Origin of the sequence: Selenomonas sp. oral taxon 137 str. F0430 (genome assembly GCF_000183625.1) — a bacterium.
Lineage (GTDB): Bacteria > Bacillota > Negativicutes > Selenomonadales > Selenomonadaceae > Centipeda > Centipeda artemidis.
On record NZ_AENV01000005.1, the window covers coordinates 140197 to 158154 of the forward strand.

Sequence of the window (17958 nt, forward strand, 5' to 3'; positions counted from 1 at the left end):
TATTGATAAAATGCGCAAAGGGAGACTTGGTATGAAATACCGCGATCTGCCATGGGATCATGATGAAGAGGCACATAAAGAGTTTATATCACAGTTAGCACCTGTCGTTCTTTTTGCCTATAATCGTCTTGCACATACTCAAAAAACAATTGAGGCATTAAAGGCGAATATCTACGCGAAGGATACTGAGCTTTTTATCTATTCAGATGCGGCAAAGAATGACGAAGCAAGAGTTGCAGTTCATGCGTTGCGTGAATATCTTCATAGCATAAAAGGCTTTCGCTCTGTCAATATTATCGAACAAGATGAAAATCAAGGGCTTGCCAAGAGCATCATTACGGGAGTAACAGAGATTGTTAACCGTTACGGCAAGGTTATTGTTTTAGAAGATGATATCGTAACATCACAATATTTTCTCAAATATATGAATGATGCCCTGAAGCTGTATGAGAAAGAGCCCGCAGTAATGGAGATCTCTGGCTATATGCCGGAGATTGAGCGAGCGGGGCTTGGCGAGACGGCTTTTTTACGGTTTGCAGACTGTTGGGGATGGGCGACATGGCGGGATGCATGGTCGTACTTTGAACAAGATCCGGAAAAGCTAATATCGTCCTGTACCAGAGAAGATATTAAGAATATCAATTTTGATGATTCGACAGATATTTGGCAGCAGGTCGTTGATAATAAAGAGGGGCGTCTTCATACGTGGGCGATCTTTTGGCATGTTGCCGTTGTGCTGCGGAATGGGCTTATGCTTGCTCCAACACAAAGTCTGACGCAGAATATTGGTATGGATGCGACAGGCGAACACTGCGGGATAGAGACTGCCTACCATACAAAATTATATGACCAGCCGGTTAGCAAATTTTCTGTTGAAGTTTTAGAAGACCAACAAACACGTGAAGCACTGAAAAAATTTTTTTACGATGTTCGCCCTTCTTTATGGAAAAGAATACGAAGAAAAATACACGCATTTTTTTGTTGACAAGAGACGTGAAAATGGAGAGCTTATGAACTACTTCTGCACACTGTTTGATTCGAACTATTTGACGCGGGGATTGGCTCTATATGATTCATTGGAGAACACCGGGGCGCCGTTTATGCTCTATGTTTTTGCTTTTGATGATTTGGCTGCCGATATTTTGGACAAACTTTCATTCGCGCATCTTACAGTGATACGGCTGCAGGAGTTTGAGGATGAGCGGCTGCTTGCCGTAAAATCTACGAGAAGTCGAGGCGAGTACTGCTGGACATGTTCTTCGTTCTCGATCCTTTATGTGCTCCGGAATTTTAATGTGCCGGAGGTAACCTATCTCGATTCAGATTTGTATTTCTTTCAGTCCTCGCAAATACTGTTGGACGAATTTCATGCCTCGGATAAAGACGTACTGATTACGAGCCATAGGTATACGCCGGAATATGATCAGTCTGCGACATCTGGGATTTACTGTGTGCAGTTTATGACGTTTCGAAATACGGAAAATGGGCTGCGTGTATTGAACTGGTGGTGTGACCGCTGTGAGGAGTGGTGCTATAATCGGTTGGAGGATGGTAAATTTGGCGATCAAAAATATTTGGATGATTGGCCGACACGGTTCCCCGGCATGATACACGAACTGAAACATATAGGCGGGGGAGTCGCGCCGTGGAATATACAGCAGTATAGTTGTACAGAGGGACCCACAGTTGATGGAAAACCCGTTGTTTTTTATCATTTTCACCAATTACAATGGCTGAATTTGCATACATTTGATTTGAGCAGTTATCGACTTTCTCCGGAGGCTATCCGGTATATTTATCTCACCTATCTTGATGCGCTGCAAGAAGCACTGAAAATTGTACGGGATACATATGATCCTGCGTTTTCGAAAGGATTTGCTGCAAAAGAACACGGAATTCTAGCAAGACTTCGGCATTATAAATCCGTTGTTGCTAGGATACTCAGGGGGGGGTACAATGTCGTTCGCAGGTAAAAATGTCCTCATTACAGGGGGCGTCGGATTTATCGGCAGCAATTTAGCGCGTCGACTTGTCAGGGAGGGAGCCAATGTCACCCTGCTTGACTCCATGCTCGACGAATACGGAGCAAATCTTTTTAATATCAAGGATATCAAGGACGATGTCGTACTAAATTTCTCGGACATGCGCGACGAGCACAGTCTGCGCTATTTGGTACGGGATAAGGACTACATATTTAACCTTGCCGGTCAAGTGAGCCATCAGGACAGTATGCGGGAGCCCTTTATGGACATGGAGGTCAATACGAGGGCACAGCTTACGCTCCTGGAGACGTGCCGTTATTATGCTCCTCAGACAATCATTGTCTTTTCAAGTACGCGGCAGATCTATGGGCATCCGCAGTACCTGCCGGTGGATGAGAATCACCCGCTCGCGCCTCCCGATGTGAACGGCATCAATAAATTGGCTGCGGAACACTATCATCAGCTTTACACGAAGGTCTACGGCGTGCGCACTGTGTCGCTGCGGCTTACGAACACATACGGCCCCGGACAACTGATCAAAAATGCACGGCAGGGCTTTATCGGCTGGTTTGTGAATCGTGCGGTTACGGGGGAGACGATTCAACTCTTCGGTACGGGAGAGCAGCTGCGTGACTTCAACTATGTTGATGATGTTGTGGAGGCGATGTGCCTTGCCGCGCTCCATGAGGATGCCTATGGAGATGTGTTTAACCTGTCCGGAGAGCGGGCTTCTCTGAAGACCGTTGCCGAGACGCTCATACGCCTCTCGGGGAAAGGGAATTTGCAGATTGTTCCATTCCCCGAAGAACGAAAAAAATTGACATCGGAGATTTTTACGGCACCAGTGAGAAGATAGAAAAACGTATCGGTTGGAAGCCTAAAGTCGGACTGGAAGACGGCCTTCGGCGTATGGTAGAATACTATATGAGATATATGGATGAATATCTGAACTAACGGCGGGGAGGATATGATACAATGATTATGGCGAATAACCTTCTGCGGCAGTTTTCTCTCCATGCGGAAGAATATGAAAAGAAGGCGGTCGAGGTTCTGCGCTCGGGATGGTATGTTTTGGGCAATGAGGTGACTTCGTTCGAAAACGAGTGGGCAACCTATATCGGAGCTAAATATTGTGTCGGGCTTGCAAGCGGTTTAGATGCTCTTTGGATTTCTTTTCGTTTACTGGAGATCAAGGAAGGCGACGAAGTCATTGTATCGGCTAACGCGTATATCGCGTGTGTGATGGGGATTACCATGAACGGAGCGACCCCCGTCTTTGTCGAGCCGGATCGTTATGATAATATTGATGCGGAGAAAATCGAGGCTGCCGTTACGCCGCGGACGAAGGCGATCCTCGCCGTGCATCTCTACGGTCAGGCGTGCGATATGACAAAGATTATAGATATTGCTCGGCGACATCATCTGGAGGTCGTAGAGGACTGTGCACAGAGCCATGGCAATCGGTGGCAAGGAAAAATTGTCGGCACATTTGGGCGTGTCGGATGTTTTAGTTTTTATCCGACGAAAGGATGTGGAGCATTCGGCGATGCCGGGTGCATCGTGACCGATGATGAAGACCTGGCGAAAAAGTTCCGGGTGTTTCGCAACTATGGGAGCGAAAAGAAATATCATAACACCGTAGTCGGTTGCAACAGCAGGTTGGATGAACTGCAGGCGGGACTATTGCGCGTCAAATTGGCGCATATGGACGAATTAAATGCGGAAAGAAACCGGATTGCAGACCGATATTTAGAGGGAATTACAAATCCTCGCGTGAACTTGCCTCAAATGTGGCCGGGCGCAGATTCCACGTGGCACCAGTTTGTGATCCACACGGCGCTGCGGGATGAACTGCAAGAATATCTTACCGCACGCGGCATTGGCACCATGATCCACTATCCGATTCCGCCCCATCTTTCTGAGGCCTATCGGTACCTGGGGCATCAAAGAGGCGATTTCCCCATTGCCGAGCGGTATGCCGACGAAGTGCTCAGCCTCCCTATGTATAACGGCATGACGAAGGATGAACAGGACGAAGTGATCCACGCGGTGAATAAATTTTCACCGGCGGATGATTTATAGGGTGGAAGACCCTGCGGTTAAAAGAGGGATGACGTTTGCTGAAACAAATTATCAAGGCGCTAACCCCGCCGGTACTCCTGCAATTGCGACATCTTGTGCAGCCTTTTTACGGGATCAAAGGAGATTTTGCCTCATGGGAAGAAGCAGAGGCATTTCTGCGGGATCGTGGATTGAAAAACTACGAGGCCGATAATATTCTTCAAACAGTGTGGGAATCCATTCGTCAAGTACGCGAAGGAAATGCCGTATTTGAACGGGACGGTGTTCTGTTCTATGAACAAGCATATAATTATCCTCTTTTAGCAGCCCTGTTGTATGCGTTAAGGAACCTTGGCGGTGATGTTGATATTTTAGATTTTGGCGGCAGTCTAGGCAGTACCTACTATCAAAATCGCGAACTGTTATCCGCCGCATCAAATGAAGTTCGTTGGAGTATCGTTGAACAGGAAAAATTTGTCAGGTTGGGCCAGGAAAAACTGCCTGAAATAAGTTTTTTCACGACGATTGATGAATTTTTGGCAGCCGGAAAATCTCCGGACCTATTATTACTTTCCGGTATACTGCAGTATTTTGACGATCCTTATGCATATGTTGCACAAATGCTCAAGGCGAACTTTCAATACATTATCATCGATCGGACGTTTTTCAATTTTGACACGGATAAAGATCGGCTGGCGATACAATATGTTTCCCCAGAGATTTATGAAGCACAGTACCCGGTTTGGCTGCTTTCCTACGAAAAGATGATGCGCATCATGACAAAGGCCGGCTACCGGGAAATTTTCCATTGGGATTCTTTTGACCGTATGCCTGTTCGGATAGGATGGGGAAGGACAAGAGCACTTTCGTCGAAAGGGATATTGATGAAGTATGTGTAAGATAAATTAATTGTACCGCATATATAGTATTCACATAAGGGAGATTTTCTTTAGGAAAATACAATACGGAATAGACGTTGAAAGGGGTATTATCTTGTTCAATGATAAATCTATTTTAATCACCGGGGGAACAGGGTCATTCGGGAAAAAGTTTATTGAAATCCTGCTTGCAAGATATGCTCCGAAGAAGGTCATTGTATTTTCGCGGGACGAGCTGAAGCAGTTTGAGATGCAGCAGGTGTTTAACGACAAGTGCATGCGGTATTTCATCGGCGATGTGCGCGACGAGGCGCGGCTGAAGCAGGCGATGTACCAAGTGGACTACGTTGTACACGCGGCGGCGCTCAAGCAGGTGCCGGCGGCGGAGTACAATCCGATGGAGTGCATCAAGACGAACGTGAACGGCGCGCAGAACGTCATCGACGCCGCGATTGCGTGCGGCGTGAAGAAGGTGATCGCGCTCTCGACGGATAAGGCGGCGAACCCGATCAACCTGTACGGGGCGACAAAGCTCTGCTCGGATAAGCTCTTTACGGCGGCAAACAGTATTGTGGGAGATCGCCAGACACGGTTTTCCGTCGTGCGCTACGGCAATGTCGTCGGTTCGCGCGGGTCGGTTGTGCCGTTCTTTAAGAAGCTCATCGCGGACGGCGCTGCGGAGCTGCCCGTGACGGATGAACGCATGACGCGCTTTTGGCTGCGCCTTGAGGACGGCGTATCATTTGTGCTAAAGAATTTCGAACGCATGCATGGCGGCGAACTCTTCATCCCAAAGATTCCATCGATGCGAATCACAGATCTCTGTGAGGCGATTGCGCCCGGTGTGCCGACGAAGGTGATCGGCATTCGCCCGGGGGAGAAGTTGCACGAGGTGATGTGTCCTGCCGACCTCTATTACGATACGATTGAATTTGATGATCATTTTGTTATTCAGCCGTCGACACCGATCCTTGGCGTCGACTATACAAAGAATGCACTTGGAGAAGAGGGGCATCCGGTTTCCGACGGCTTCGCCTACGATTCCGGTTCTAACCCTCACTTTTTGACGGTAGAGGAACTCCGGGAGATGAATCCATGATTTACTATGGGCGGCAGAGTGTTGATGAAACGGATATTGCGGCGGTCGAAGCCGTTCTCCATTCGGACTTTCTGACGCAGGGGCCTGCGATCGAACAGTTCGAGCGTTGCGTTGCGGATTACTGCGGCACAAAATATGCGGTCGCGGTCTGCAATGCGACGGCAGCGCTGCATATTGCATGCCGTGCGGCAGGACTTGGTGCGGGCGATATCCTCTGGACGAGTCCGATCACCTTTGTCGCGTCGGCGAACTGTGCGCGGTATTGCGGTGCGGATGTCGATTTTGTCGACATTGATCCGAATACTTATAACATGAGTGTTGATGCGCTTGAGGAAAAACTCTGCCGGGCAAAGGCGGAGAATCGGCTGCCGAAGGTCGTTGTTCCCGTCCATCTCGCGGGTCAGTCCTGTGAGATGAAACGCATCCGGGAGCTCGCCGAGGAGTACGGCTTTACAGTTCTTGAGGATGCCTCACATGCAGTGGGCGCGGATTATCTCGATACGAAGGTCGGCGGCTGTGCCTTTTCGGATATGACGGTGTTCAGCTTCCACCCCGTGAAGATCGTCACGACGGGCGAAGGCGGCATGATACTGACGAACAATCGGGATCTCTACGAGAAACTCACGCTCTATCGGAGTCACGGCATCACGCGCGATCCGGAGAAAATGACGCACACCGCTGACGGCGCGTGGTATTATCAGCAGATCGACCTCGGCTATAACTATCGCATGACCGACTTGCAGGCGGCGCTCGGATACAGTCAGATGCAGCGGCTGGATGCGTTCGTTGCGCGCCGCAGAGAACTTGCCGCGCACTATGACGAGCTGCTCCGTGACCTGCCGCTCAGGACGCCGCACGTTATGGAGGGGGCAGAACCCTCGTGGCATATCTATGTCGTGCGGCTCGATTTTGCGCGGATCGCTAAGACCAAAGAGCAAATCTTTAGCGAGATGAAAGAGCAGGGAATCATTCTGAATCTGCACTATATCCCCGTCCATTTGCAGCCGTATTATGAAAATCTCGGCTTTGCGCAGGGAGATTTCCCGCATAGCGAATCCTATTATGAGGAGGCGCTGACGCTGCCGCTCTATTATGACTTGACGGATGCGCAGCAGGATGAGATCGTGGCGGCGCTCCGAGATGTTCTAGCGTAGCGCTCTAGATACAAGTAAAACACAGTCGATCCGGCAGGAAGGAAAGCATATGAATCATATTGCGATTATCACTGCACGCGGCGGGAGCAAGCGCATCCCAAAGAAAAACATCAAAGATTTTTGCGGGCGTCCCATCATTACCTATTCGATTGAAGCCGCTCTGAAAAGCGAGCTCTTTGACGAAGTGATGGTGTCGACGGACAGTGAAGAGATTGCGGCTGTTGCTAAACAATATGGAGCCGTTGTGCCGTTCATGCGCAGTAAGGCGACCTCCGATGATTATGCTACGACTGCCGATGTTTTGCGTGAAGTCCTAGATCGCTACAAGGAAAACGGACGTGTGTTTGAAGCGATGTGCTGTATCTATCCGACAGCGCCGTTTGTGACTGCCGGGAAACTTTGTGCGGCATATCAGGATTTTGTCGCTACAGGCGCAGAGATGCTTCAGCCCGTCGTGTCGTATTCATATCCGCCGCAGCGGTCGTTTTTGCTGCGCGACGGTCTCCTTGTGTGGCAGTTTCCGGAGCATATCCGCACGCGCTCGCAGGATTTGGAACCGTGGTATCATGATGCCGGGCAGTTTTATTTTTATCGTACGGAGGCGTTTATGGGCTCTATAAAAGACAATTGTACGCGGGGGGGGCACACTCTTCGCTGTATTCCCTTCGTACTGGATGAGATTGAGGTACAGGATATCGACAATCTCTCCGACTGGGAACTGGCAGAAGCGAAGTACCGTATTTTGCAGCGCCGTAGAAAAATGCCGTAAGGCAGAGAGCGAGTAAGACTTCTCTCTTTGGACAGATTGTGAGATATTCTCATGAATGTCGGAAGGAGGAGTCTTTTTTGATGGAAAAAAAGAGCGCGCAACTTTGCTTGGGAACGGTACAGCTGGGAATGGAATATGGTATCAAAAATAGTTTAGGGCGTCGACCGGTTCGGGAGGAGGCGTTTTCGATACTCGATGCGGCGCTGTCGGTAGGTATTGAGACGTTCGATACGGCAAGTTCTTATGGCGTTGCGGAGGATATTCTAGGCGCGTTTCATTTGGCAGAGAAGGGCGGGAAGATTGTTTCGAAATTACGAGCCGGCTGCACGAGCCGCGGAGAGGTCGTGGGGGAAGTCGAAACCTCGCTTGAACGACTCCATGCAAGGAGAATTTCGGCGTATCTGCTTCATGATGCGGGGGATATGGGAAGAATTTTCATTATGGAGGGACTCCGGCAGGCGCAGGAAGACGGTCTGATCGAGTCGATAGGCGTATCTGTCTATACACCGGAGGAGGCACTTCTTAGCGCACGGGATCAACGCATTGACTGTGTGCAGGTTCCGTATAATGTGCTTGACCAACGGTTGGATCAATGCGGTTTTTTCGAAACAGCAAAGGAAAACGGGAAGGCAATCTATGTACGCAGCGTATTCCTGCAAGGTCTGTTGCTCATGGATCCTGAGACCGCCGAGGCGCGTGTCGTAGGCGCAGGGCAATATGTGGAGCAGTTCCGGCGTATTTCCACCGACTACGGCTATACGGCGTCTGAGGCGGCGTTTCTCTATGCGGTGTTGCATCCGTATGTCGATTATGTCGTTTTTGGTGTGGATACGGCGGATGAGGTGTCGGAAAATGCCGCAATCATGGATCGTGCCGAGACTGCCAAGCCGCTTTGTGACGCTCTGCAAACGGCGTTTCAAGATGTGCCGCAGGAAGTTCTTGTACCAATGTTATGGAGGTCGAAGACATGACTTTTCTTCAAGGAGCGAAGGTTTATCTGCGTGAGGTTCAGATCGAAGATGTCAACGATGATTATTATGTATGGATGAACGATTGGGAAATTAATCGGTACATGGAAACACATTTTTTCCCACAGGGAAAAGAAACAATTTGTGCCTATGCAAAGGAACATATAGGAAAGAGCAGTGAGCCGTGGTGGGCGATCTGTGAACGGGAGACGGATCGGCACGTAGGCAACATAAAACTAGGACCCATAAATTATTATCATCGGACGGCGGATGTTAGTTACTTTATCGGTGATAAGAAATGTTGGGGGAAAGGATATGGGAAAGAGGCTCTTAGTCTTGTCACAGCATTTGCTTTTGAGGTGTTGAATCTCGAAAAAATTATGGCGGGGGCTTATGCGCCGAATATCGCAAGTCAAAAGATGCTGGAAACGACCGGATTCCGATGCGAAGCGACCTTTAGAAAACAGGTTTATTTTGAGGGGCGGCGCATCGATACATACGAGTTTGGCTTGACGCGTGAAGATTATGAAGCGTGGAAAGAAGGTCGTCGCGTATGATCCTTGCCATCGTACAGGCGCGTGTCTCGTCGAGCCGGCTGCCGGAGAAGGTACTGCGCCCACTCATGGGGCGCGCGATGATTTTATACGAGCTGGAGCGGCTTTCCCGCAGCAGGAGCATTGATCAAATCGTACTCGCGACGAGCGAAGATGAGCGCGATGATCCTCTGGCAGAGACCGTGCGTGATGCAGGTTTTGCTGTCTTTCGCGGGAGCCTCGGCGATGTGCTCGGGCGGTATGAGGCGTGTGCAAAGGCGTTCGGCGCGGCGCATGTCGTGCGCATCACGGGCGACTGCCCGCTGATCGATCCTGCGATCGTAGATGCAGTTATTGACCGTCACCTCAGCGAGGGGAATGATTACACGAGCAATACGCTCGGGGAGGCGACCTATCCGGACGGACTTGACACCGAAGTGATGCGCTTTGCGGCACTCGAACGTGCACATAGGGAAGCCCGGCTGCCTTCGGAGCGCGAGCATGTCACGCAGTACATCGTCAAGCATCCGGAGCTGTTCAAACATGGCGGACTTCGGTATGCAGGGGAGAGCTTAGGACATCTGCGCTGGACGGTGGACGAACCGGAAGATTTTCGCTTTGTTGAGAGCGTATATGAACGGCTGTACCCCGAGCGCAAGGATTTTGCCATGCGGGATATTCTCGGCCTGCTCGAAAAACAACCTGATTTGACACATTTGAACGAAGGATTTACACGTAACGAGGGAATGAAAAAATCGCTCGAAGAGGATAAATTGTGGAAAGGTGAGGTATCGTCATGCCGGAAATCAGAAAAAGAAGTTTAGAAAAATCCAATGCCCTATGGCAGGAAGCGCAGGATAAAATCCTCTCGGGCTGCCAGCTCTACAGCAAGGGGCCTGAGACACATATTGAGGGCGTGTCGCCCATCTACATCGATCATGGCAAGGACGCGCATGTATGGGATGTGGACGGGAACGAGTACATCGACTACGACATGGGGCTGGGTCCCATTCTGCTCGGCTACCAATACAAGGCGGTCGACGATGCCGTCATCGCGCAGCTGCGCCGCGGCATGGGCTATTCCCTCGTCGCGCCCGAGGAAGTCGAATACGCACGGCTTTGCGTAAAGCATATCCCGAGCGCAGGCAAGGTGCGATTCCTCAAAACCGGATCAGGGGCGACGGAAGCGGCGGTACGGATCGCACGCGCCTACACGGGGCGGAAACATATCCTGCGCGGCGAGTATCACGGCTGGCATGAGTGGACGGCGGCGGCGGAAAGTGTGCGACAGGGCGGACTCCTCGCGGAACTTCGGAACTATGTCCACAAATTTGATTATAACGATTTGGACAAGGTGCAGGAATACTTTGAGACCTATCAAGGTGAGGTTGCCGCAGTTATCACCGAGGCCGTGGAGAACGAGGCGCCCAAGGGCGATTTCCTGCAGCAGCTCAAGGACCTCTGCCATGCCAACGGAGCACTTTTGATTTTTGACGAGGTAGTCAACGGATTCCGCTTCAGCATCGGCGGTGCGCAGCAGTATTTCGGCGTGACGCCGGATATCTCCACGTTCGGCAAGGCGGCGGCGAACGGTATGCCGCTCTCCATTGTGGCAGGCCGTAAGGACATCATGGAGGAAGTCGACAAGAAAATCTTCATTTCGACAACGTTTGGCGGCGACTGCCTATCCCTTGCCGCAGGCATCGCCGTGATGAAGGAACTCGAATCCGGTGAAGTGAACCGCGCCATTTGGGAAAAGGGGCAATACCTGCAAGACAATTTCCGCAGGCTGGCGAAGGATATCGACGTGCCGATCGATCTCAAGGGCTACCCGTGCCGCATGAGCCTCGAATACACCGACTACGAGGGAAAGCGCGACTGGCTTTACAACTCCATCTTTATGCAGGAGAGCGTCAAGCGCGGCGTGCTGCTCGGCTGGAACATCTTCCCGTGTTATACGCATACGCGCGAAGACCTCGATTTCACGCTGAACGTGTTCGAGGACGCGATGAAGGTCTACCGCACAGCGCTGAAGAGCGGGCATCCCGAGACCTATATGGAGGGAAAGCCGCTCAAGATCGTGCTAGGATAAATATCTCACAAATATGGAAACAAAAGAGCGCAGGGCTACAATGTACTGCGCTTTTATGTTATAATAATGGACAGATTTTGTGTGGCTTATGAGCGAGGGGACGACGTATGAACACTGTTATTCGCGTGGACTCCTCCGAGCGGATCGGCAGCGGGCATCTCATGCGCTGCCTGACGCTTGCAGGTCATATGCGCCGGGAAGGAAAAACCGTGCATTTTATCTGCCGCGACCTTGTCGGCAATCTATCGCGGATTGTTACGGCGCAGGGCTTTGCACTGCATCTGCTGCCGCCGCATGAGCATGACGCGGCGCTCACGGACTATGCGGTATGGCTCACTGCGCCGCAGGAAGTCGATGCGCAGGAAAGCGCTGAGATCATCCGGGAATTGCAGCCCGTTGAACGACTCGTCATTGATCACTATGCGCTCGACGCCGCGTGGGAACGGAGGATGCGCCCCCTTGTGCAGGAGATTTTCGTCATTGACGACCTCGCAAACCGCCCGCATGATTGTGACATCCTGCTCGATCAGAATTTTTACCGGGATATGGAGCGCCGCTATGACGGACTTGTGCCGGAGACGTGCAAACTCCTCCTTGGACCAAAACACGCGCTTTTGCGCCGGGAATTTTACGAGGCGCGGAAGACGCTTCGCCGAAGAGATGGGAAGCTGTGCCGCATCCTTGTGTTTTACGGCGGCAGCGACCAGACGCGTGAAACGGAAAAGGCTATAGCGGCGCTTTTGCAGCTGGCTCTTCCCGGCGTCGAGGCGGACGTTGTCGTCGGGGGCGGCAATGCACGTCAGGAGCATATACGAAGCCTCTGCGAAGCGCATGAGTTCCTCCACTATCACTTGCAGGTCAGTAATATGGCGGAACTCATGGCAAGCGCCGACCTCGCACTTGGGGCGGGCGGCACGACGACATGGGAACGTTGCTTTCTTGGGCTTCCCGCCATTGTGACAGCTATCGCTGAAAACCAATTCGAGATTTGCCGCGATTGTGCGGAAGCAGGGCTTATTTATTATTTGGGGAAATGGGATGAAGTAATGCAGGAGGATATTGCGGCAGGCATCAAAATGTTTTCGGCTCCGGAGAAGCTGCACAGCTTTCAACAGGCGTGCAGCCTGAAGGAATAGTGAAGGAAAGATTTCCGGTATTTTTGGCAAGAGGTGCAGAAACGGCTTCCGGCGGTTTAAGAATGGTTGGATGGCATCCGCCGGGGCGGTTTATTGGCATCCGGAAAAGGGATGGATGATTTAACGCGTGGGTGGCGTGAATTTGGTGAAGTTGTGCGGCTTCCCGAAATTTAGGAGGTTTTTTGTATGTGGGAAAATCTTAAAGGCGTCAAAAAGAATGTATACGGTTTTTATCAGCTTGATCCGATTCCCACGCTGGAAGAGTTGGAGAAGCACTATCGGGAAACGTACTACCAAAAAACGCAGTCAGCTACATATTCGCAGGAATATGATTCCGAAGAATTGGAATATATCCGCGGCAGCTTGGAGGAAAAAGAATATTTGCTGAAGGAATTTCTGCGCACTGATCAGCGGACTTTTTTGGATATCGGCTGCGGCGAGGGATGGGCGCTTGCTTTTTTTCATGAACATGGCTGGAAAGTGGAGGGCGGCGATTTCTCAAGCTATGGCATAGAGAAACACAACAAGAAAATGATGGAATTCTTTGAGCAGGGCGATGTCGATGCCCTTTGCGATCACCGTATTGCGTCAGGAAAAAAGTACAGTGTCGTTCATATTGATAATGTTCTTGAACATGTGACAGATCCCAAGACGATTCTGCAAAAATGTGCGAAATTGATGGAAGATGATGGAATCCTTTACGTCGATGTGCCGAATGACTTCAATCCCTTGCAGGCATATTTGGTAGACGGTGGATTCATTCACGAAAAAAATGGATTGCCAAGATGGAGCATATTTCATATTTCGGCAAGGACAGTTTGACGAATTTGGCAAAAGACTGCGGTTTGAAGCCGAAAATTGTTTTGGGGACGGAAATCATTGAGTTTTTCGGGCTGAATCCTGATACAAACTACTATGACCATCCGGAAAAAGGGCATAACTGCCATGCTGCAAGACGCCATTGGACAAAACTCCTGCGGCAGATTTCCTTGGAAAAAAAGATCACCTTGTCAAGAGCACTGGGAGATATGGGCTTGGGACGCAATTTGATCGCGGTCTTTGGAAAATGATTTTTGGCGGGTGGTGTGATGAGAAGTATCGTTTTGACTGGTTTTTCGAGAGGCCTGGGGGCGAGTTTGTTTCAAAAGCTGATTGGCTTGGAGGGTATACGCCTTTTTGCCATGGGACGAATCGGCTCGGAGAAAGTACAACAAACGGTGTATTCTTTTTTCCTTGGGATTTAGAAAAACCTGAGGATGTCCCTTCGGTAGAGGGTATTGTGGCGGAGGGGGGAGACTCCTTGATGTTCATAAACAATGCGGGTACAGTGGAGCCGATTGGCGAGATCGGGGAACTTTCCGAGGAGACTCTCCGCAAGGCCGCGCAAATCAATTTTGTTTCGCCGATGCTTTTTTGCAACCGGCTCGTTGGGCTTTGCCGCAAGAAGCGACAGAAGCTTAAGATCATCAACATCTCTACGGGAGCGGCGAATTATCCGATTGCGGGCTGGGGTTCCTATTGTTCAACAAAGGCGGCGTTCAAGATGTTTCTCGACGTCCTGGCAGAGCAGGAAAAAGGAGGGGGATGCGTCGAAGTCGTCCATGTTGACCCCGGCGTAATGGATACGGGGATGCAGGAAAAAATACGTGCCGCAGATGCAAAGTCGTTTCCGCGCCTGGCTGAGTTTCAGGCACTTAAGGCGGAAGGGAAGCTGCGCAGGCCGGAAGAGGTTGCAGAAAACATTATCCGGAAGTATATCCTATGAGCAAGATCGCTGTTCTTTCCGATATTCACGGCAACAGCGCGGCTTTGCAGGCAGTGCTTGGGGAAGCTGCGCACCGGGATGTGGAGGAGTATTTTGTTCTCGGAGATTTCGTAGGCTACTATCATCGTCCGTTGGAGGTTTTTCAGCTGCTCGATCATCTGTCGTGCAGGATCTCTGCGATTCAGGGCAATCATGAGAGAATGTTGGCAAAGGTTTTGCAGGGCGAATTTTCGTGGGAAGATATAGGCAGGAAGTACGGTCATGGATTGGAGATGGCTGCAAAACAGTTGAGGCAGGAAAAGCTGGCTTGGCTGCTGAATCTGCCCGAGCAAAGAATTTTGAAACGGGCAGGAAAGCGATTTTTGCTTTGCCATGGATCGCCGAATGATGCAGATCGCTACATTTATCCGGATGCGCCGCCGGAAGCATTTGACTTCCCGGGCGCTGTGGCAGATTATGTCCTGCTGGGGCATACGCATTATCCGATGCTGCGCTTTAGCGGAAAATATTGTGTTGTCAATCCCGGCTCTGTCGGGCAGGCACGCACGCGCGGAGGCGTCGCAGACTGGTGTGTTATCAACACGGACAACGATGTCGTTACCATGCGGCAGACACCGTATGATGCCGACGATGTGATTTGCGACTGCATACGATATGATCCGGATGTGCCATATTTACAAGAGGTTCTTCGGCGCTGAGAAGTGAGGAAAAATATGCTGTTTCATAAAATACTCATTACCGGATGCGGCGGAGACATTGGCCTTGGCATCGGACGTATCCTGCAGGAGGAAAAGATCGCCGATGCCGTTGTCGGCTGCGATATGGAAGAAGACCACGCCGGCAAAGTTTTTTTGACCGATGCTTTGTCGCGGAGCGTGCGTCGTCGGAACGGTATATGGATGCGCTTTTGCAGCTGGTTGTGCGGGAACAGATTGACCTTGTGATACCGACATCGGAGCCGGAGCTGCGCCTCTTGTGTGCAAATGATTTTTTTGGCAGGAAAGAGTTGTTTCTCACAGCAAATCAAGAGGCGATGGATATCGGCTTTGATAAATACCGGACGGCAGAGTTCCTGCGGGGGCATCGTCTGCCGCACCCGTGGACGCAGCTGGCGGATACCGGAGAGCGGCCCCAGCAGTTCCCATGTATCCTCAAGAGCAGGACGGGATGCGGCAGTAAAACGGTTCGCGTCCTGACGGAGGAAGGTTATCATCGTGGGATGAATTTTTCGCAGGATGATATGTTCCAAGAACTGATTCCGGAGGACGAGGGGGAATATACTTGCGGTCTTTTTCGCAGTGGAGCAGGTGAAATTCGTACGATTGTTTTTCGGCGGAAATTGCGCGGGGGACTTACAGGCAGCGGTGTCGTTGTCGAATCTCCGGCGATAGAAAAACTGCTGAATGTAATTGCGGAGAGGTTAAACCTCTGCGGCAGTATCAACGTGCAGCTGAGACTGAATGCCGGCGTGCCATATGTATTCGAAATCAATCCGCGTTTTTCGAGCACCGTTCGGTTCCGGCATCAACTTGGTTTTTCAGATGTCGTGTGGGCACTGCGGGATCATATAAATATGCCGGTCGGAGATTATCATGCCTTGCCGCAGGGAATCCGGTTTTATAAGATTTTTGACGATGTGATTGATTGGAGAACGAATATGGGGAGACTAGACAAAGAATGCAATGAAAATAGACTTAAATCCACGGGGGGGGACGCCTCTAAGCAGGTTCTTCATCCGTACCCGTTTCGCGTGTCCGCATTCCGATGCGTCGGCAGCGTGAGGGTGCGGCGATGGGACAGTATAAAATTGCTGTTGTTACGGATGAGAGTTCGTGGAGCGATCTTTACATCGACTGTCTTGTGCGGGAGCTGAGCGCGTTAGGGCACAGCACCGTTTGTTTGCACCGGTTTGATCGGGTGAACTCGTATGACTTTGTGTTCTTGCTGAGCTGTCAGGAAATCATTAAGAAAGAGCATCTGCGGCTCAACCGTCATAATCTAGTCGTTCATGCAAGTGCGCTGCCGCAGGGAAAGGGTTGGTCGCCGCTGACGTGGCAAATCCTTGAGGGAAAGTCACGGATACCGGTGACACTTTTTGAAGCCGCGGAACATGTGGATGCGGGGCGTATTTATTTACAAGAGGAACTCAGCTTCGACGGTACGGAACTGATTGACGAGCTGCGTGCGGCGGTGGGGGAGGCGACGTGTTCCCTTTGTCTTGCCTTTATGCGCGATTACCCGCATATCCTGCAAAAGGCGCGCGCGCAAGAGGGGGCGGAATCCTTTTATCCGCGTCGCCGACCGGAGGACAGCAGACTTGATCTCGACCAAACGCTGCGCGCACAGATCAATCTTTTACGTGTGGTAGATAATGAACGCTACCCTGCCTTTTTTGACTGGAAAGGCAAGCGTTACCGTCTTTTGATTCAAAAAGACGAATCGTCGCCGGAATGACATAATAGGAGAATCGCTATGAAGACGAAAAAAGGACGCCCTTTTATCATCGCCGAGATGTCGGGCAATCACAATCAATCACTCGAGCGGGCGCTGGAGATTGTGGATGCCGCGGCGGCAACCGGTGTAGATGCGCTCAAGATCCAGACCTATACCGCGGACACGATGACGCTCGACATTGATACGGGCGAGTTCTTCATCGCGGATCAAGAAAGCCTGTGGAAGGGCGAGTCTCTCTATCGTCTTTATGAAAAAGCCCATACCCCGTGGGAATGGCACAAGCCCATCTTTGACCGGTGCAGGGAGCACGGCATTATCGGATTCAGTACGCCGTTTGACGACAGTGCGGTGGATTTTCTGGAGGAACTGGGCGTTCCGTGTTATAAGATCGCATCGTTTGAAAATGTCGACTTGCCGCTCATCAAAAAAGCGGCACGCACGGGAAAGCCGATGATTGTTTCTACAGGCATGACGAATCTTGCGGAACTCGAGGAGCTGGTCACAACCGCACGGGAAAACGGATGCACAGACCTCACGCTGTTGAAATGCACGAGTAGCTATCCGGCGACGCCCGAGGGGACGAATCTCATGACCATCCCCCATATGCGGGAGCTTTTTGGATGCAGCGTCGGGCTCTCGGATCATACGCTCGGCATCGGCGCAGCAGTGGCAAGCGTTGCGCTTGGCGCCGACGTGATCGAAAAGCATTTTACACTCTCCCGCGCCGAGGGCGGCGTGGATTCCGCATTTTCCTTAGAACCGCAGGAGATGGCGCAGCTCGTTCGAGAATGCGAGACGGCGGCGCGCGCGCTCGGCAGGGTTAGCTATACCATGCAGACGCAGGAGAAAAAATCTCTTCAGTTCCGCCGCAGTCTCTATATCGCAGAGGACATGAAAGCGGGCGACGTGCTCACCGAGGAGAATATGCGGCGCATCCGCCCCGGATTCGGGCTCGCGCCGAAATATTATGATGCCTTGCTCGGGCGGAAGGTGAAACGCGATGTGAAGCGTGGAACGCCGCTCGCATGGGATTTGGTGGAGTAGCGCTTTCCGAGACCTTTCGGTTA

21 protein-coding genes are annotated in these 17958 nt (G+C 51.1%); 20 read left to right on the forward strand and 1 reads right to left on the reverse strand.

Annotated features, from left to right (window positions below; translation table 11 throughout):
• The first annotated feature begins 31 nt into the window (after positions 1 to 31).
• From HMPREF9162_RS02030 to HMPREF9162_RS02110, 17 genes are all read left to right on the forward strand, one after another.
• A complete protein-coding gene (locus tag HMPREF9162_RS02030; RefSeq protein WP_009752625.1) occupies positions 32 to 985 on the forward strand; it encodes a glycosyltransferase family A protein in 954 nt (317 codons plus the stop codon).
• On the forward strand, positions 927 to 1973 hold the full coding sequence (locus HMPREF9162_RS02035; RefSeq protein WP_254655339.1) for a glycosyl transferase: 1047 nt from the start codon (positions 927 to 929) through the stop codon (positions 1971 to 1973). The genes HMPREF9162_RS02030 and HMPREF9162_RS02035 overlap by 59 nt, the downstream gene beginning before the upstream one ends.
• Complete coding sequence (locus HMPREF9162_RS02040) at positions 1957 to 2838, forward strand: SDR family NAD(P)-dependent oxidoreductase (protein ID WP_009752709.1); 882 nt, start codon at positions 1957 to 1959, stop codon at positions 2836 to 2838. Before HMPREF9162_RS02035 ends, HMPREF9162_RS02040 begins: the two co-directional genes overlap by 17 nt.
• A gap of 119 nt (positions 2839 to 2957) precedes the next feature.
• Complete coding sequence (locus HMPREF9162_RS02045; protein ID WP_009752774.1) at positions 2958 to 4064, forward strand: DegT/DnrJ/EryC1/StrS aminotransferase family protein; 1107 nt, start codon at positions 2958 to 2960, stop codon at positions 4062 to 4064.
• Positions 4065 to 4099: 35 nt separating this feature from the next.
• Entirely contained in the window at positions 4100 to 4942 is an 843-nt protein-coding gene (locus HMPREF9162_RS02050) for a TIGR04325 family methyltransferase (RefSeq protein WP_009438300.1), read from the forward strand.
• A 94-nt stretch (positions 4943 to 5036) separates the two neighbouring features.
• A complete protein-coding gene (gene pseB / locus HMPREF9162_RS02055) occupies positions 5037 to 6020 on the forward strand; it encodes a UDP-N-acetylglucosamine 4,6-dehydratase (inverting) (RefSeq protein WP_009752693.1) in 984 nt (327 codons plus the stop codon).
• Positions 6017 to 7174 carry a UDP-4-amino-4,6-dideoxy-N-acetyl-beta-L-altrosamine transaminase gene (gene pseC, locus HMPREF9162_RS02060; RefSeq protein WP_009752587.1) on the forward strand — a complete coding sequence of 386 codons (1158 nt, stop codon included), beginning with the start codon at positions 6017 to 6019 and terminating at the stop codon, positions 7172 to 7174. Before pseB ends, pseC begins: the two co-directional genes overlap by 4 nt.
• A gap of 49 nt (positions 7175 to 7223) precedes the next feature.
• Complete coding sequence (pseF, locus tag HMPREF9162_RS02065; RefSeq protein WP_009752547.1) at positions 7224 to 7943, forward strand: pseudaminic acid cytidylyltransferase; 720 nt, start codon at positions 7224 to 7226, stop codon at positions 7941 to 7943.
• An 80-nt stretch (positions 7944 to 8023) separates the two neighbouring features.
• The gene (locus tag HMPREF9162_RS02070) at positions 8024 to 8914 is read left to right on the forward strand and encodes an aldo/keto reductase (protein ID WP_037350088.1); all 891 of its coding nucleotides are present in this window, start codon (positions 8024 to 8026) and stop codon (positions 8912 to 8914) included.
• Positions 8911 to 9468, forward strand: a complete 558-nt coding sequence (locus tag HMPREF9162_RS02075) for a GNAT family N-acetyltransferase (protein ID WP_009752670.1) — start codon at positions 8911 to 8913, stop codon at positions 9466 to 9468. The genes HMPREF9162_RS02070 and HMPREF9162_RS02075 overlap by 4 nt, the downstream gene beginning before the upstream one ends.
• Positions 9465 to 10268: a cytidylyltransferase domain-containing protein gene (locus HMPREF9162_RS02080; RefSeq protein WP_009438315.1), complete on the forward strand. Its 804-nt coding sequence runs from the start codon at positions 9465 to 9467 to the stop codon at positions 10266 to 10268. The genes HMPREF9162_RS02075 and HMPREF9162_RS02080 overlap by 4 nt, the downstream gene beginning before the upstream one ends.
• Complete coding sequence (locus HMPREF9162_RS02085; RefSeq protein ID WP_009752622.1) at positions 10241 to 11536, forward strand: aspartate aminotransferase family protein; 1296 nt, start codon at positions 10241 to 10243, stop codon at positions 11534 to 11536. Before HMPREF9162_RS02080 ends, HMPREF9162_RS02085 begins: the two co-directional genes overlap by 28 nt.
• A gap of 107 nt (positions 11537 to 11643) precedes the next feature.
• Positions 11644 to 12672 carry a UDP-2,4-diacetamido-2,4,6-trideoxy-beta-L-altropyranose hydrolase gene (pseG, locus tag HMPREF9162_RS02090; RefSeq protein ID WP_009438319.1) on the forward strand — a complete coding sequence of 343 codons (1029 nt, stop codon included), beginning with the start codon at positions 11644 to 11646 and terminating at the stop codon, positions 12670 to 12672.
• Positions 12673 to 12858: 186 nt separating this feature from the next.
• Positions 12859 to 13494 (forward strand): bifunctional 2-polyprenyl-6-hydroxyphenol methylase/3-demethylubiquinol 3-O-methyltransferase UbiG, encoded by a 636-nt coding sequence (locus HMPREF9162_RS02095; RefSeq protein WP_009752510.1) that lies wholly within the window; start codon positions 12859 to 12861, stop codon positions 13492 to 13494.
• Between the two features lie 5 nt (positions 13495 to 13499).
• Positions 13500 to 13742 carry a hypothetical protein gene (locus HMPREF9162_RS02100; protein WP_139057071.1) on the forward strand — a complete coding sequence of 81 codons (243 nt, stop codon included), beginning with the start codon at positions 13500 to 13502 and terminating at the stop codon, positions 13740 to 13742.
• On the forward strand, positions 13739 to 14437 hold the full coding sequence (locus HMPREF9162_RS11725; RefSeq protein WP_009752661.1) for an SDR family NAD(P)-dependent oxidoreductase: 699 nt from the start codon (positions 13739 to 13741) through the stop codon (positions 14435 to 14437). Before HMPREF9162_RS02100 ends, HMPREF9162_RS11725 begins: the two co-directional genes overlap by 4 nt.
• Entirely contained in the window at positions 14434 to 15135 is a 702-nt protein-coding gene (locus HMPREF9162_RS02110; RefSeq protein ID WP_009752589.1) for a metallophosphoesterase, read from the forward strand. The genes HMPREF9162_RS11725 and HMPREF9162_RS02110 overlap by 4 nt, the downstream gene beginning before the upstream one ends.
• On the opposite strand, the gene HMPREF9162_RS12485 is transcribed toward HMPREF9162_RS02110, so the two are convergent.
• A complete protein-coding gene (locus tag HMPREF9162_RS12485; RefSeq protein WP_175282235.1) occupies positions 15112 to 15390 on the reverse strand; it encodes a hypothetical protein in 279 nt (92 codons plus the stop codon). The two genes, HMPREF9162_RS02110 and HMPREF9162_RS12485, sit on opposite strands and share 24 nt — an antisense overlap.
• An 80-nt stretch (positions 15391 to 15470) precedes the next feature.
• Between HMPREF9162_RS12485 and HMPREF9162_RS02115 the strand changes: the two genes are divergently transcribed.
• The 3 genes from HMPREF9162_RS02115 to pseI are packed head-to-tail and all read left to right on the forward strand — an operon-like array spanning position 15471 to position 17935.
• Positions 15471 to 16310, forward strand: a complete 840-nt coding sequence (locus tag HMPREF9162_RS02115; RefSeq protein ID WP_254655349.1) for an ATP-grasp domain-containing protein — start codon at positions 15471 to 15473, stop codon at positions 16308 to 16310.
• Entirely contained in the window at positions 16229 to 16891 is a 663-nt protein-coding gene (locus tag HMPREF9162_RS02120) for a formyltransferase family protein (protein ID WP_037350092.1), read from the forward strand. Before HMPREF9162_RS02115 ends, HMPREF9162_RS02120 begins: the two co-directional genes overlap by 82 nt.
• Positions 16892 to 16909: 18 nt before the next feature.
• The gene (pseI, locus tag HMPREF9162_RS02125; protein WP_009752724.1) at positions 16910 to 17935 is read left to right on the forward strand and encodes a pseudaminic acid synthase; all 1026 of its coding nucleotides are present in this window, start codon (positions 16910 to 16912) and stop codon (positions 17933 to 17935) included.
• The last annotated feature ends 23 nt before the right edge of the window (positions 17936 to 17958 follow it).